The sequence below is a fragment of the Natronococcus sp. genome (genome assembly GCF_047921035.1).
Classification (GTDB): Archaea; Halobacteriota; Halobacteria; order Halobacteriales; family Natrialbaceae; genus Natronococcus.
The window spans coordinates 1-15,377 of the sequence record NZ_JBLRWX010000088.1 but is presented as its reverse complement, the minus strand read 5'-3'; the positions used below and the strand labels follow the sequence as shown (position 1 = coordinate 15,377).

Here is a 15,377-nt window from a genome sequence, read left to right as displayed (position 1 = left end):
GCGATCGACACCCTCTACGAGATCTACGAGCGCGTCGTCGACCAGGAGATGTACCTCAAGCGACCCCAGACGGTGTTGGAGTAGTACCAGTTCGTACTGCGGTTTCGCTTTTGTGTTGGGCGGATTTGAAGAGATCGGCTCGATTACGTAGGGCGTGCGAACGGAACGTTCGGCCTCGAGTCTACAGTCCTGACCAACCACTGACGGGCGGGACTGAAAGGGGCTGGGTCGTTGAGCGGACGCTTCGCATCCGCGAAGTCGTCGTCGCGAAGTCGTTCGAAACGGCGAAGTCGTTTCGTGATGCCAAAAATCGGAGGTTTTTGAGCACGCCGACTGCTCGAGCGACGCAAGCACTGCAGCGAGCGATTTGACCGAGGAGCGAAGCGAGCGCTCCGACTCGAGCGGCCCAGGGGATTTCGCGGTACTCACGACAGAAACTGTCCTGCTCAGACGAACACGTGGAGTTGCCACACCCTCCCCAGCCGATTCGCTCACGTTGTTCGCTCATCCCTCGCACGTCGTCGTCGACCGCCCTCGCTTCGCTCGTTCGGTCAACAGCGCGCGCCCCTAAAGGGTGGTGGACCAAAGTGAGACACAGTCTCCTCTTTACCGTTATCCCACGCTGAACGGTGTACCAGTACCACAATTCACTGCTACAGCCACCCGTCCTCGACGGCCTCGACAAGTTCCGAGTCGGCTTTTCGCCACTCGTCGCCGGTCCGATCGAACACGTCGGCTGCGCGCTCGCCCGCGTCCTCGAGGATCGCCCCCTCGTCGGCGGTCCGAAGCTCCCCGTCCTCGAGGACGACGTCGCCCTCAATAAGCACGGTATCGACGACACCGCCGTTCGCGCCGTAGACGAGGTTCGGGATTGCCGTGTGCAACGGCTCGGTCACCGTCGGCGCCGTCGAAGGGTGCTCGAGATCGTACAGGACGATATCGGCTCGCTTCCCCTCCTCGAGCGACCCCACCTGCTCGTCGATTCCCAGCGCGCGGGCGCCCTCGATCGTCCCGACCCGAAGCGCCTCCCAGGCCGGAAACGCGGTCGGATCGGTTCGCTTCGTCTTCGCGAGCAGCGCCGTCGTCCGCAACTCCCGGAGGAAGTCGTGACCACCGGGTCCCGGCGCCTGGTCGGTGCCGATACCCGCGACGCCCCCCGAGTTTCGGTACTCGACGATCGGCGGCGTGATCCCGTCGATCGCCGCGATCGAACTCGGATTGGCGGCCATCCGGACCCCCGAATCGGCCAGCCGAGCGCGCTCCTCGACGGTCGCGCCGTGGAGGTGGGCCGCCAGGAGTCGATCGGAGACGAGCCCGAGCTCCTCGAGCAGGCTCACGGTGGTCTTATCCGTTCCATAACGGGCCTCGATCTGGCGCTGTTCCCGTTCGCCCTGGGCGACGTGCATGTGGATCCCCCGGTCGTGGCGCTCGGCGCGCTCGCGGATCTCCTCGAGCAGCCCTCGTGGAACCATGTCAAGCGCCTGCGGCCCGTACAGTGCCGAAACGCGATCGCGATCCGTGCAGGCGTCGAACAGGGCCTCGTTTCGCTCGAGGGCCGCCCATCCCTGCTCCTCGCTGAGCGGGTAGGGCTCGTCGGGCCCGAGGTCGTCGGTCGGCCCGTCGACGGCGTTGATCGTCTCCGTCGCCACCGCTCGAACGCCCATCGGCCCGTAGACGTCCTCGACGAGGTCGTCGACGTCGCGGGCGTACTCGCCGACGGTCGTCACGCCCGAGTGCAGCGCCTCGAGCACGCCGAGTCGCGCGCCCGCAGTACGGTCTTCGGGCTCCATCGCCGCCGAGAGCGGCCCCAGCGCGCGGTTCATCCACTCGATTTCGGGAACGTCCTGCGCGGCGCCCCGCAGCAGCGTCAGGTCGGTGTGGGCGTGGACGTTCACCAGCCCGGGCGTCGCGACGAGGCCGTCGCCGTCGATCGTCCGCTCCGGCTGACCGTCGAAGGCGTCGCTCGAGCCGACGTACGCGAGCCGACCACCGTCGATTCCGATCGTCGCATCCTCGAGGATGTCCAGTCGGTCGTCGCGCATCGTCAGCGCGAGGACGTTCGTGATCGCGAGGTCCATGTGCCGACCGACGACACCCGCCGACAAAACCGTCGACGAACCGGAACCCTGTGTGGGAGAGTCGACCGTCGGCGCCGCCGGGCGCTCGGGACCAGACCGCTTATTTCGGTGGGACGCGCCCCTTCTCGCAATGGCGAACCAGGAACTCATCGACGCCCTGCGCGCGGCCGACGCCGTCCGGTTCGGCGAGTTCGAACTCTCCCACGGCGGCACGAGCGAGTACTACGTCGACAAGTACCTCTTCGAGACCGACCCCGACTGTCTCGAGGCAATCGCCGAAGCGTTCGCCGAGCGCCTCGAGCCCGACGACAAACTCGGCGGCGTCGCCCTCGGCGCGGTGCCGCTGGCCGCGGCAACGAGCGTCGCGGCGGGCGCCCCCTACGTCATCGTCCGCAAGCAGCGCAAGGAGTACGGCACCTCGAACCTGGTCGAGGGTCGCCTCGAGGAGGGCGAGGAGGTCGTCGTCCTCGAGGACATCGTCACTACCGGGACGAGCCTGGTCGAGGCCGTCGAGGCGCTGCGCGAGGCGGGTGCGACCGTCGAGCGCGCGCTGGTCGTCGTCGACCGCCAGGAAGGAGGCCGCGAGACCGTCGAGGACGCAGGGCTCGAGATGGAGGCGCTCGTGACGGCCGAGGAACTGCTGGCGGAGCGGGAGTGATCCCGTCCCCGTTCTCGAGCAACCCGTAATGACCGTCGACGTTCCACCGTCCGTTCCGCGAGAGCAACAGACGATCCGACTCTCACCGGCGAACGTGGACTCGTTCCGGAAGTGGACCGTGGAGGGAACCGGACTGACGGCCGCTGCCCGCGTTACCGACTCCGAGGGACGGATCGTTCTTGTCCGGAACCGGTGGTCAGACGGCTGGATCGTTCCCGGAGGTGCGGTCGAACCGGGCGAAGCGCTCGCCGACGCCGCGCGACGCGAGGTGCGCGAGGAGACGGGGCTCGAGGCGACCATCGACGACCCGCTGCTCGTCGTCGAGCAGACGTACGTCTCCGAAGCTGCATCCGACGCCACCGTTCGACTTTCGGCGCAGTTCGTCGTCTTCGACGCTCGATCGGATGGGGTGATTCCCGATTCCGAGCGGCTGGGCGCCGAAGCCGGCGAGATTAAGGCAGCTCGGTGGTTCGAAACGCTCCCGCCCAACCTCCACGAGGACGACCTGTTTCGGCCGTATCTTCGAGGATAGCGACGGGTTGGCGCCGTTCCCCGTTCGCTCTTATTGGCCGTAGGACTCGAACTTCTCGAGGACGGTTTCCAGCTGCTCATCCGAAAGCCGTCTGGGCTCGAGTCCCGCCGAGCGGGTCTCGAGGTATAATCGAGCCAGACTCTCGACGTGGTGGGTGTTCTCGAGGGCGGTCTCGAGGTCGGGTGCGGTCACGACGAGGCCGTGGTTCTCGATGAACGACGCCGTCGAGCCCGCCTCGTCCATCGCCGCGACGATGTTCGCGGCCAGCTGGTCGGAGCCGTAGGGGGCGTACTCGGCGACGGGGACCTCCTTGCCGACCGCGACGATCATGTAGTGGATCGGCGGGAGTGGCTGATGGGCGACCGCCAGCGCCGTCGACCACGGCGAGTGGGTGTGGACGATGGCGCCGACGTCCTCCCGGCGGTAAATCGCGCTGTGCATCGGTACCTCGCTGCTGGGGGCCATCTCGCCGTCACGGTGCTCGCCGTCGACGCCGACGACGGGCGTCTCGGCGACGTCGAAACTGTCGTAGGGGACGCCCGTCGGCGTGATCGCGAAGGCGTCGCCCTCCCGGACGCTCAGGTTCCCAGTCCGCGCGGGGGTCAGTGCGGCCAGTTCGGCGGCGTGCTCGACGACCTGTCGGCGTTCGGACTCGAGGATCACAGTACCAGCTCCGTTAGCTCCCCGAAGGCATCTATCCTGTGGTCGGGGCTCCGGCGTCCCTCGAGCGGCTCGTCGGGATCGGCGTTCCAGAGCACCGTCTCGAGCCCGACGGCGTTCGCTCCCACGATGTCGGCTCCGACGTTGTCTCCGACCATCACCGTCTCCGAGACGCGTCGATCCAGCCGCGCCAGCGGCAGGGTAAACATGACCGAGCCCGGCTTCTCCCGCCCCGTCTCCTCCGAGGTGACGAGGACGTCGATGTGATCCTCGAGCCCGACTTGCTCGATCTTCGCGAGCTGAATCCGGGTCGTCAGGTTGGTCGTAATCGCGACATCGATTCCGTTCTCCCGCAGAGTCTCGAGGGTTTCCTCGACACCCGGGAACAGTTCCATTTTCTCGAAATACCCCTCCCAGAACGCCTCGCCCAGCGCCAGGGCGTCGCCGGCTCGGGGTTCGCCGGTGTGTTCCTCTATTGCGCGCTTGAAGTAGATGAAGCGCTCGTGGGTCGCCGCGGTTCCGGAGAGTTCGCGTTTGACCTCCCGGCGACCGGCCTGGTAGAACGCGTCGAACTCGGTCGCGTCGAAGTCGTATCCCAGTTCGCGGGCGGTCTCGTGTGCGGCCTCGAGTGCCGCGTCCCGACACGGCGCGTACGGGTAGAGCGTGTCGTCCAGATCCAAGAGGACGGCGGTGGCTGCCATACGCTACCCGTTACGATCGACCGGGAAACGAGTACCGATCCGGACGGTCTCGTGGAACTACCCTCGATCGTCACCCGAGGCCGATTCGTAGTCGACCAGTGCGGCCGCGGTCGGCGAGGGGTCGGGGTTCGTCCATCGCGACTCGGGCACGCCCAGCGCGTCGAACGAGCGCTCGAAGTAGTCGTTCTCCTCGCCCGTAACGGTCTCGAGGAACTCGATCAGCGGCCGCTTCGCCTCGATCCCCGGCGCCTGCCCGACCGCGAAACCGAAGGCTCCGACCAGCGCCTCGAGGAAGGCGTAGTCCTGTACGAGATAGGTCGCGTAGGCGTCCTCCTCGAGCGTGCCAGCACCCAGATCCCGCGTAAAGCGGTGCGTGATCGCGTCGGTCCAGGCCGGCTCGGAGCGCTCGCGAAGCCAGTCGGTAAAGCGGGGGTCGGCGACGGTCTCGGCGTACTCGTCATAGCTAGCGGGGACGTCGCTCACAGCGCCCACCCCTCCCGCGTGTAGGCCATCTCCCAGAACCGGTACTCGAGTTTGGCGCTGGTCAGGAACGCCTCGCGCATCGCCTCGTGCTCGCCGGGGTAGCGCTCGCCGCAGCGGTCGACGAACTCCCGACACCAGTCGGTCGCCTCGCGGAACTCGTCGCTCGTGTACGTCTCGATGAACGGCGTGTAGCGGTGCTCTTCGGTCGCGATGTCGGCCATGTGCTCGGCGACGTCGAGGTAGCCCTGCATGCAGGGGTACAGCGCCCCGGCGATCTCGGCGATCGAGCCCTCGTGGGCCGTTCGAACGAGAAAGCTCGTGTATGCGATGCAGGTCGGCGCCTTCTCGACGCCCTCGAGTTCGTCGACCGAGATCCCGTAGTCGGCGGCGAACTCCCGGTGGAGCTCCATCTCGTGGTCGAGCACCTGGTGGGCGACGCCAAGCAGGTGGGTCATCGTCGCCTCGTCGCGGGCCTTCCCGCCCGCGATCGAGAACAGCCGCGCGTAGTCCAGCAGATACCGATAGTCCTGTTTCACCCAGTGTTCGAACGCGTCCTCGTCGAGGATCCCTTCCGCGAGTTCGACCACGAAGGGATGCTCGAGCTGTGCCTCCCAGACGTGACTGCCGTGCTCGAGGAGGTCGTCGCTGAATGCCATCGCCGGAAGTTCGACTCCCCCAGAGATATAACTAGCGAATACTACTTGATAATACTCGCGACTGTCCGCGGATCCACCGACGTTAGCGGGTACGGACACCGATCGCTCGAGGCCCGGTGGGATCCGAGCGCACACCATCACAACGCTTTTATCCCGCTCGAGACAACTCGTAGCCACGATGGTAGGTGTCCGCTTTACAGGGGCTCTCGCCCGCTTCTAATCATCACCTACCGTTCGCTGCGTCGGACGCGATCCGCCAGCGAGCGGCGTGCGCGGACGCCCGTCCGAACTTCTCACCGAAGTTCCCCCACCAGCCATGTCAGAATCAGATTCACAGCAACGGATAGCGGTCGTACTGCCAGACGGATCGGAGCTCGAGGTCGACGCCGACGCGACGGTCGAGGACTGCGCCTACGAGATCGGGCCCGGCCTCGGAAGCGACACCGTCGCGGGCAAACTCGACGGCGAACTCGTCGCCAAGGAAGCGCCCGTCTACGACGGCGCGGAACTCGAGATCGTCACGGACGGGTCCGACGAGTACCTGCGGGTAATGCGCCACTCGGCCTCACACTGTCTCGCCCAGGCCGTCGAACGCTTCTACGACGACGACGAGGTCAAGCTCGCGATCGGTCCGCCGACGGACGACGGGTTCTATTATGACTTCGATAACCTCGACGTCGACGAGGACGACCTCGCGGAGCTCGAACGCGAGATCGAGGAGATCGTCGCCGAGGACTACGAGATCGAGCGCGAGGACGTCTCGATCGAGGAGGCCGAACAGCGACTGGCGGACGAGCCCTACAAACTCGAGCTACTCGAGGAGTTCGCCGACGAGAACGACCAGGTGTCGTTCTACAAACAGGGCGAGTGGGAGGACCTCTGTGCCGGCCCCCACGTCGACTCGACGGGCGAGATCGGCGTCGTCAAGCTCCTCGAGATCGCGGGCGCCTACTGGCGCGGCGACGAGGAAAACGAGATGCAGACGCGGATCTACGGGACGGCATTCGAGGACGAGAGCGACCTCGAGGAGTTCATCGAGCGCAAGGAGGAAGCCGAGAAGCGCGACCACCGCCGGATCGGTTCGGAGATGAACCTGTTCTCGATCCAGGACGTCACGGGCCCCGGACTGCCGCTGTATCACCCCGCCGGCAAAACGGTGCTGAAGGAACTCGAGGACTTCGTCGAGAACCTGAATCAGGACGCGGGCTACGACTACGTCGAGACGCCCCACGTGTTCAAGACGGATCTCTGGCACCGCTCGGGCCACTACGAGAACTACGCCGACGACATGTTCATCTTCGACGTCGGCGACGACGAGTTCGGCCTGAAGCCGATGAACTGTCCGGGCCACGCCGCCATCTTCCAGGATCAGTCCTGGTCGTACCGCGACCTCCCCATCCGCTACGCGGAGAACGGGAAGGTCTACCGCAAGGAACAGCGCGGCGAGCTGTCGGGGCTGTCGCGGGTCTGGGCATTTACGATCGACGACGGCCACCTGTTCATCCGCCCCGACCAGATCCGCCAGGAGGTCGAGGAGATCATGGACATGATCACGGAGGTCCTCGAGACGTTCGACCTCGACTACGAGATGGCGCTGGCCACGCGCCCCGAGAAGTCCGTCGGCAGCGACGAGATCTGGGACCGCGCCGAGAACCAGCTCGAGGAGGTCCTCGAGGCCCGCGCCCACGAGTACGAGATCGAGGAGGGCGACGGCGCCTTCTACGGGCCGAAGATCGACTTCGCGTTCGAGGACGCGATCGGCCGCTCCTGGGACGGCCCGACGGTCCAGCTCGATTTCAACATGCCCGAGCGCTTCGACCTGGACTACGTCGGCGAGGACAACGAACAACACCAGCCCGTGATGATCCATCGGGCGCTGTACGGCAGCTACGAGCGGTTCTTCATGATGCTCATCGAGCACTTCGAGGGTCGGTTCCCGCTGTGGCTCGCGCCCGAGCAGGTCCGCGTGCTGCCGATCTCCGACGACAACCTCGGCTACGCCCACCGGGTCGCAAACGAGTTCGACGACTTCCGCGTCGAGGTCGATCAGCGCGACTCCACCTTGGAGCGAAAGATCCGCGCGGCCCACGACGACCGCGTTCCCTACCAGATCATCGTCGGCGACAACGAGGAAGACGACGGTAACATCTCGGTGCGGGACCGCTTCGAGGACCAGGAGTACGACGTTGAGATCGACGAGTTCCGTGCCCACCTCGAGAGCGAGCGCGCGGAGAAGCGCTCCGAACCGGACTTCCTGCAGAACTGATCGGGGCGCACGGCCGCGTCTCGGCAACGAATCGACGTGGCTCCGGCGCGGTGGTCGCGAGTTCGAGCGCGACGACGGGGTGGTCGCGATCCACGTCTGTGGAGAGATACCACGCTGAGGGAGATCGAAATACCCATACTTGCAGCATCGTGCACACTAGTATGAACCGTGCCGAGAAGGCCGCCCTCCAGCTGCGGGCGGTCGACGTGTTGCGGATGTTGAAGGAGACGCGAACCTACGACGAACTCGCCGCCGAGACGGACCTCCCGGCCGGCGACCTCAATCGCTACGTCAACGGCCACGTCCTGCCAGGTACCGAGCGCGCTCGCGAGGTCGTCGACGAACTCGGCCGCGAGGCGCTGGCCGACGAACTCGGCGCCCGGATCCGCGTCGACGAGGAGGGGTACGTCGACAACACGGCGACGGTGTTCGACCAGCCGTTTCTCGACCTCGCGGCACCGGTCGTCGCCAACGCCTTCGAGTTCGACCGCCCCGACGTCGTCCTGACCGCCGCGACCGACGGCATCACGCTGGCCAGCGCGCTGGCGAGCTACTACGGGACTCGGTGTGCCTACGCGAAAAAGAGCAAGGAGACGGCCGTCGAGGAGTTCATCGAGGCCCGCGAACGGCTCCAGTCGGGTATCGAGCTCACCTACTACCTGCCGGCCGCGGCGATCGACGAGGGCGAGTCCGTGCTGGTCGTCGACGACCTCATCCGATCGGGCGAGACCCAGGAGCTGCTGCTCGACATCGTCGAGACCGCCGACGCCGACGTCGCCGGCGTCTTCGCACTCATCGCCGCCGGCGACGACGGGATCGAGCGCGCTCGCGATCGGACCGACGCGCCGATCGGCTCACTGGTCTCGGTTTAACTACTCGTTTCGCTCGGCCTCGAGTTCGTCGAACAGCGCCTCGACGCGTTCTCGTACGTCCTCGCGGATCTCGTGAACCCGCTCGAGGTCCTTCCCGTGTGGATCCTCGAGGGCCCAGTCCCGAACGTCGGTGTCGGCGTCGAGCTCGAGCGTCGAACACCCCATCGTCGCGACGTAGTCGCAGGCCTCGAGCTCCGAGTCGGAGACCTCCCGGGGCGTTCGGTCGGAGAGGTCGAACCCGCCCTCGGCCATCGCCTCGCGGACGACGTCGTGGACCGACTCGGCGGGGTGGGTGCCGCCCGAGACGATCTCCACCTCGTCCTCGAGCCCGCGCTCCTCGCGCTCGCGCTCGGCGTAAGCGGTCGCCATCTGGCTCCGTCCGGCGTTCTGTACGCACACCATCGCGATACGGGTCGGATCGCCTTCCATATGCCCTCCTGCTCGAGGTGCCACCTAACGGTTCGTATGTTCGGCCCTGTGAGAACTATAGACACGGCTCTGGATACGTACGGAAGGCAGATTCAGGAGGCGAAATACTAATTGCGGGCGTCAGCGAACGATCGTCACCGGGACCGGGGAGCGTCTGGCGACGGTTTCGGCGACGCTGCCCAGCAGGATGCGGCTGGCACCGGTCCGACCGTGACTGCCGACGACGATCTGGTCGAAGTCGTTGTCCTCGGCGTAGTCGACGATTGATCGGGAGATTCCGCCGACGATCTTGTCCGTTTCGATGGTTGCGCCGAGCTGACTCGCGTGTTCGGCCGCGTCCTCGAGGATGCCCTCGGCGCGGGTCTCGTGGTGGTCCTGAATCTCGTCGTAGTTGGCCATCGCGCCGCCCTCGATCCCCGTCGCCGCGTAGAAGTCGCCCGGATCGAGCACGTGCAGCGCCGTGACCGTTGCCTCGGGGTGTTCCTCGAGCGCGAACTCGAGGGCCTGTGTCGAGCGGTCCGAGTCGTCGATCGGAACGAGGATTCGCTTCGCCATGTTCCGACGTACAGTATCATCCCAGATAAGTACACCCCACGAACGGTCTCGCAGGATGGCGATTTCCGACAGCGACACGGCGTCGGGGGTTTCGCCCGATCGGCGAGGTCGGGACTACGGGATCGGAAACGGAGAGAAACCGCGACCGCGTTCGAACCGGCGTTACTTCGCGCGGCCCTGACCGCCGGTGTTGGACGGTCGGACCTTCTCGGCGCCCTTGCCGCGGTTGTTCAGCCCGCGGTTGGCCTTGCCGGCGTTCGTGAGGCCACGGAACGCGCGGTTGGTGTGGGCGTCGTCGCAGATCCAGTTGAGATCGTCGTCGTTCTGGATCGCGGGGTGTTCGGGATCCACGAGGATCACTTCGAACCACTTCTGCGAGCCGTCCTCGCCGACCCAGTAGCTGTTGAGCACCCGAAGGTTGGGGTACTTCCGGGAGACCCGTTCCTCGCCGATGCGCTGGATGTTCTTGCGCCGGCCGATCCGGTTGACACCCTGGCGCTTGGTTCGGCGGCCAGCCTTGTGTCGCTGTTTCCGGGCCGTCCCCTTGCGGACGGAGACGCGAGTGACGATGATGCCCTGCTTGGCCTTGTAGCCGAGTTCGCGGGCCTTGTCGAGTCGGGTCGGGCGATCGATTCGCTCGATCGCACCCTGGTCGCGCCACTCCTGTTTGCGCTGCCACTGCAGTTCACCGAGTTTGCCGTCGTCGGGGTCCTTCCACGCGTCCTTGATGTGGGAGTAGAAGCTCTTTGCCATCGTGATCACTGCGGGCGTTTCCTGGTTCAACCCAGCGGGTCGACCCCGCGGATCACATCCCGACCTGTGGGCGTCGAACCGAACAGGTGCCCGCCGGCGCCCGCGACCCAGCGAGTCGTCCTGATCTATCGGACTGCCGAGTATAAACGCTTCGAACCGCGACGACTCGCTGTCGGCACACGGTTCCCTGCGGCCACCGTTCGCTGGTTCGCGGCGCGTGACGCCGCGCTCCGCGCTCCCGCCCTCGAGCCGCTCACGCCGGCTCGACCAGTTCGTACTCCTGGGAGAGGTCGTCCCAGAGCCGATCGACCGACTGCATCGATTCGAGTGCCTCGAGTCGATCGCGCAACTGCTCGGCCTCGGCCTCCGACGTCATCCCCTCGCTAACCGCCTCGTCGACGACGGTCTCGAGTACGTCCCGTTGATACTCGAATGGTGTCTCGCTCATGCTACCTGTACCCACACCCTTCACCCTGTTAGTTATGAGATCCACTATCACCGTTGCTCTGTGTGAATGGTTGCCTCGGAGCTATCGTCCTCCGTGATCGAACCGCCCGGTCGGGAGGGGACAGCGACGAGAATCCCCGACTGGATCGGGTCCTCGAGACTGACCGAGAGCGTACCGCTGCCGCCCGTTCTCCCGATGTTTCTCGTGTGCAACGTTCCGGAACGGGCACCGGCGCTCGAGACGAACGCTCCCCCCGTCGAACCGAACGGGCGGACCCACCGTTCCGCGAGATAAACGATTATAAATTTGCTACCGGTTGTATCGAACGGGATCCGACGAGTCAGACGACGCCGGCTCTCGAGTAGCCGGGCCAGTTTCGACCCCTGAAACTACGTTTCGGTCGGAAAACCCATTGAATTCAGAAAACCGAGTTGGGATCTTTTTGTGACGGGTGTTCACAAGGAACCTGTCGGCGGAGTCGACACGAGTTGTCCCCTGGGGTATCGGAACGTGCTCCCTGCTGAGTACCGTGCGGGGAGATTCGTTACGGCGGATCCGTCGACGCCGTCCGTCACCTCGCGGGGACCGTCCGGGATCGAACCGACGACGATCGATCAAGAGATGACCCGAAAGCACGCTACTGTTTCGCACGAATCGACACGAAATCGCGACGCGTCGACCCGTCGTCGGTTCCTCGCGGGAGCCGGCACCGCCGGGTTCGTCGGCGGGATCGGACTCACCGGCAGTGCGAACGCACTGCTCGGCGACGCGATAGCGGGCCTTACGAGCGTCGGCGACACGCTCGTCGACGACGCGCTCGATCTCGAGAGCGACGATATCCAGGAGACGATCGTCGTCTTCGAGACCAACGACGATGCCGACCGACTGCTCGAACTCGACGCCGTCGTCGGCCCCTTCGCCGTCCTTCCGATGGCCTACGCCGAACTCACCGGCCCGCTGATCGAGCGGGTCGCCGGCTGGGAGGAAGTTCGGTACGTCTCCTCGAACTACGAACTCGGGTACCACAACGACGACGCCCGCGAGGACACCCGCGCCGATCGAGTGCAGGCGGGCGATGGGCTCGAGACCGCCTACACCGGCGAGAATTCCCACACCGTCGTCGTCGACTCGGGCGTCGACGGCGCCCACCCCGACCTCGAGGCGAACCTGCAGGCTAACTACCAGTACGTCGGCGTCCCCGAGATCACTGACCCGCTGTGGTGGCAGGACGTCGGCTTCGTCGACAGCGACAACAGCGGCCACGGCACCCACTGCGCGGGCAGCGTCGCGGGCGACGGCTCGAAGAGCGACGGCGAGTACGCCGGGATGGCCCCCGACGCCGACCTCTCGGTGTACGCCTGCGGTGCCGGCGGGCTGCTGGTCGTCTACACCGTCGCGGCCTACGACGACCTGCTCCGGCGCCAGCGTGAGGGCGACCACGACGTCCAGGTCGTCTCGAACTCCTACGGTCCCGTCGACGACGACCGCCCGTTCGTCCCCGACGATCCGATGAACGTCGCCACCTGGACGGCCCACGAAGAGGGGATCCTGCCCGCCTTCTCGGCGGGCAACGACGGCCCCGAGAAGGGGTCGCTGAGCCAGTACGCGAAGGCGCCCCACGTCCTCGGCGTCGCGGCGACCGAAGCCGATCAAACTGTAACCGACTTCTCCTCGCGCGGGCGCCCGCAAGGCGGCTCCTGGGAGCACGACAACTACGACCGCGAGGCGGCCTACGAGAACCTCACCGCACTGTACGAGGGGGTCGACGAGGACGAGATCGACGGCCCGCTGGGGATCTACCGCAACGGCGTCGCCGCGAAGGGCGGCGACGTGGTGAGCACGCTCAACCCCGCCGATCCGCTCAACGTCGCCGACCCGGACGAGGAGCTGTACTACGGACCCATGTCGGGAACGAGCATGTCCTGTCCCGTCACCGCGGGCTGTGCGACGCTGGTCGTCGACGCCTACTACCAGACCCGCGGCGAGTACCCCGACCCGATGGACGTGCTGACGACGCTCGAGGCGACCGCCCGCGAGGACGTCCACGACAGTTACACGGCCGAATCGGCCGGTGCCGGTTACGTCGACGCGCTGGCCGCCGTCGAACGGGCCGAAGCGGACGAGTTAGCCGGGTTCGAGGAGATCGAGGTCGCACCCGGTAGCGCCGAGTAGGCGAGCACCCGTACGGCTCTTCGTTCTCCGACCCCGCTACAGGCTGTCCAGAAACGCCGCGCCGTGCTCGAGTGACGCGGCGGGATCGGTGGGATCGTCGTGCTCGTAGACGAGCCACTCTGCGCCGGCGTCCGCGGCGGCGTCGACGCAGGCCTGCACGTCGACGTCGCCCTCGCCGAGCTCGGCGAACGTCGGTTCCGCTCCACTGACGTCCATATCCTTCAGATGGATAGTCCCGACTCGTCCCTCGAGTTCACGGAGGCGCCGGGCGGGATCGTCGCCGGCCGCGAGCGCCCAGCCGACGTCGAGTTCGATCCCGACGTCGCTCGCCTCGAGGAAACGCTCGAAAGCCGTCTCCCTGCCGAGGTCAGCGTACTCGTGGTCGTGGTTGTGGTAGGATAGGTCCCAGCCGTCGGCGGCGAGTTCGTCGGCCAGCGCGTCGAGCCGTCCGGCGGTCTCGTCGACCGTCGAGGCGGACTCGAAGTACTCGGGGTCGAGCCACGGAACGACGACGCCCTCGACCTCGAGCGGAGCGTAAGCTTCCCGGACGGCGTCTCGCTCGTCCTCGAGCGTCTCGACGCCGACGTGGGGCGGCGCGACCTCGAGCCCTCGGGCATCGAGGAGTTCGGCGATCTCGTCGGGATCGTCGTGCAGCGGCGAGTGCTCACCGGCGAACTGGACGCCGTCGTAGCCGGCGTCGGCGGCGCGCTCTACGATCTCGGTCGTCGACGCCTCGAGTTCGCGAACGCTGTAGAGGTTGATGGCGGTCTTCGGCATGGGTCGTCCCACACGCTGCCGCGGTAATGGATTATCGGTGTCGGAGACTCGATCCCGGTCCCGACGCTACCACTCGGCGACGCTGCCGTCGTCGTGGCGCCAGATCGGGTTGTGCCAGTCGACGCCACCGGTCTGATCGCGGACGTAGTTCTCGTCAATCTCGATGCCGAGTCCCGGTCCCTCGGGGAGGTCGACGTACCCGTCACGGTACTCGAAGACGGAAGGATCGGCGAGGTAGTCGAGCACGTCGCTGGTCTCGTTGTAGTGGATGTCGAGGCTCTGTTCCTGGATCAGCGTGTTCGGCGAGCAGGCGTCGACCTGGATGCAGGAGGCCAGCGCGATCGGTCCGAGCGGGCAGTGGGGCGCCACCGAGACGTCGTACGCCTCGGCCATCGCAGCGATCTTTTTGACCTCCGTGATTCCGCCCGCGTGAGAGAGGTCGGGCTGGATCACGTCTACAGCGTTCGACTCGAAAATCTCCTTGAAATCCCACCGGGAGTACATCCGCTCGCCGGTCGCGATCGGGATCGTCGTCGCCGCCCGAATGTCCGGCAGCGCATCGTTGTGTTCGGGCAACACGGGTTCCTCGATGAACATCGGATCGTACGGCTCGAGGGCCTTCGCCAGCCGGCGGGCCATCGGCTTCGAGACGCGGCCGTGGAAGTCGACGCCGATGTCGACCTCGCTGCCGACGGCTTCCCGGACCGCAGCGATGCGGTCGACGGCCTCCTCGACGGCTCGCGGGTTATCGACGGGCCGAAGCTCGGACGTCGCGTTCATCTTCAGCGCGCTGAACCCAGCCTCGACCTTCTCGCGAGCCGCGTCGCCGACGTCCCGCGGGCGGTCTCCGCCGATCCACTGGTAGACCCGGATTCGGTTACGTGCCTTTCCGCCGAGCAGTTCGTACACCGGCGCGTCGAAGCGCTTCCCCTTGATGTCCCACAGCGCCTGGTCGACGCCAGCGATGGCCGACATGAGAACCGGGCCACCGCGGTAGAAGCCGCCGCGGTACATCGCCTGCCAGTGGTCCTCGATCGCGCTCGGATCCTCGCCGAGCAGGTAGTTCTCGAGCAGTTCCTCGACCGCCGTTCGGACCGTTTTCGCGCGTCCCTCGACGACCGGTTCTCCCCAGCCGACGGTGCCGTCGCTCGTCGTGAGCTTCAAGAATAGCCACCGCGGCGGGACTTCGAACAGTTCGTAGTCAGTGATTCGCATGTTATGGTGAAACCTCCTTGAGGAGGACGCGACCGGGCTCGTCGTAAACACGGCGAAAGCGATCGAACTCGAGGTACTCGATTCGACCGATAGCGAGGACTGATTGCCGCCGACGGAACGAC

General features: G+C 66.1%; 16 protein-coding genes. 5 read left to right on the top strand and 11 right to left on the bottom strand.

The window, feature by feature from the left end; all coding sequences use genetic code 11:
• Positions 1–653: 653 nt before the first annotated feature.
• Positions 654–2,078, bottom strand: coding sequence for an amidohydrolase family protein (locus ACNA7R_RS15685; protein WP_416284483.1), 1,425 nt, complete (start codon positions 2,076–2,078; stop codon positions 654–656).
• A 130-nt stretch (positions 2,079–2,208) separates the two neighbouring features.
• Here ACNA7R_RS15685 and pyrE point away from each other — a divergent pair, with 130 nt between their 5' ends.
• Positions 2,209–2,736, top strand: coding sequence for an orotate phosphoribosyltransferase (pyrE, locus tag ACNA7R_RS15680; protein ID WP_416284482.1), 528 nt, complete (start codon positions 2,209–2,211; stop codon positions 2,734–2,736).
• Positions 2,737–2,764: 28 nt separating this feature from the next.
• Positions 2,765–3,268 (top strand): NUDIX hydrolase, encoded by a 504-nt coding sequence (locus tag ACNA7R_RS15675; protein ID WP_416284481.1) that lies wholly within the window; start codon positions 2,765–2,767, stop codon positions 3,266–3,268.
• A gap of 30 nt (positions 3,269–3,298) precedes the next feature.
• On the opposite strand, the gene ACNA7R_RS15670 is transcribed toward ACNA7R_RS15675, so the two are convergent.
• From ACNA7R_RS15670 to tenA, 4 genes are read right to left on the bottom strand one after another with little or no spacing between them, the layout of a single operon-like run.
• Positions 3,299–3,931: a class II aldolase/adducin family protein gene (locus ACNA7R_RS15670; RefSeq protein WP_416284480.1), complete on the bottom strand. Its 633-nt coding sequence runs from the start codon at positions 3,929–3,931 to the stop codon at positions 3,299–3,301.
• Positions 3,928–4,629: an HAD family hydrolase gene (locus tag ACNA7R_RS15665; RefSeq protein WP_416284479.1), complete on the bottom strand. Its 702-nt coding sequence runs from the start codon at positions 4,627–4,629 to the stop codon at positions 3,928–3,930. The genes ACNA7R_RS15670 and ACNA7R_RS15665 overlap by 4 nt, the downstream gene beginning before the upstream one ends.
• Before the next feature lie 57 nt (positions 4,630–4,686).
• A complete protein-coding gene (locus tag ACNA7R_RS15660) occupies positions 4,687–5,112 on the bottom strand; it encodes a TenA family protein (protein WP_416284478.1) in 426 nt (141 codons plus the stop codon).
• On the bottom strand, positions 5,109–5,768 hold the full coding sequence (gene tenA / locus ACNA7R_RS15655) for a thiaminase II (protein WP_416284477.1): 660 nt from the start codon (positions 5,766–5,768) through the stop codon (positions 5,109–5,111). The genes ACNA7R_RS15660 and tenA overlap by 4 nt, the downstream gene beginning before the upstream one ends.
• A 316-nt stretch (positions 5,769–6,084) precedes the next feature.
• Here tenA and thrS point away from each other — a divergent pair, with 316 nt between their 5' ends.
• Positions 6,085–8,034 carry a threonine--tRNA ligase gene (gene thrS / locus ACNA7R_RS15650; protein WP_416284476.1) on the top strand — a complete coding sequence of 650 codons (1,950 nt, stop codon included), beginning with the start codon at positions 6,085–6,087 and terminating at the stop codon, positions 8,032–8,034.
• A 161-nt stretch (positions 8,035–8,195) separates the two neighbouring features.
• Positions 8,196–8,906 (top strand): phosphoribosyltransferase family protein, encoded by a 711-nt coding sequence (locus ACNA7R_RS15645; RefSeq protein ID WP_416284475.1) that lies wholly within the window; start codon positions 8,196–8,198, stop codon positions 8,904–8,906.
• On the opposite strand, the gene ACNA7R_RS15640 is transcribed toward ACNA7R_RS15645, so the two are convergent.
• The 4 genes from ACNA7R_RS15640 to ACNA7R_RS15625 form a co-directional block, all read right to left on the bottom strand.
• On the bottom strand, positions 8,907–9,335 hold the full coding sequence (locus tag ACNA7R_RS15640) for a low molecular weight phosphatase family protein (protein ID WP_416284474.1): 429 nt from the start codon (positions 9,333–9,335) through the stop codon (positions 8,907–8,909).
• Between the two features lie 120 nt (positions 9,336–9,455).
• Positions 9,456–9,890: a universal stress protein gene (locus ACNA7R_RS15635; protein ID WP_416284473.1), complete on the bottom strand. Its 435-nt coding sequence runs from the start codon at positions 9,888–9,890 to the stop codon at positions 9,456–9,458.
• A gap of 162 nt (positions 9,891–10,052) precedes the next feature.
• Positions 10,053–10,643: a 50S ribosomal protein L15e gene (locus tag ACNA7R_RS15630; RefSeq protein WP_005556697.1), complete on the bottom strand. Its 591-nt coding sequence runs from the start codon at positions 10,641–10,643 to the stop codon at positions 10,053–10,055.
• Between the two features lie 253 nt (positions 10,644–10,896).
• Complete coding sequence (locus ACNA7R_RS15625) at positions 10,897–11,091, bottom strand: hypothetical protein (protein ID WP_416284472.1); 195 nt, start codon at positions 11,089–11,091, stop codon at positions 10,897–10,899.
• A 621-nt stretch (positions 11,092–11,712) separates the two neighbouring features.
• On the opposite strand from ACNA7R_RS15625, the gene ACNA7R_RS15620 reads away from it, so the two are divergent.
• Positions 11,713–13,263, top strand: coding sequence for a S8 family peptidase (locus ACNA7R_RS15620; RefSeq protein WP_416284471.1), 1,551 nt, complete (start codon positions 11,713–11,715; stop codon positions 13,261–13,263).
• Between the two features lie 36 nt (positions 13,264–13,299).
• On the opposite strand, the gene ACNA7R_RS15615 is transcribed toward ACNA7R_RS15620, so the two are convergent.
• A complete protein-coding gene (locus ACNA7R_RS15615; protein ID WP_416284470.1) occupies positions 13,300–14,040 on the bottom strand; it encodes a sugar phosphate isomerase/epimerase family protein in 741 nt (246 codons plus the stop codon).
• Between the two features lie 66 nt (positions 14,041–14,106).
• The gene (gene dgoD, locus ACNA7R_RS15610) at positions 14,107–15,255 is read right to left on the bottom strand and encodes a galactonate dehydratase (protein WP_416284469.1); all 1,149 of its coding nucleotides are present in this window, start codon (positions 15,253–15,255) and stop codon (positions 14,107–14,109) included.
• Between the last annotated feature and the right edge of the window lie 122 nt (positions 15,256–15,377).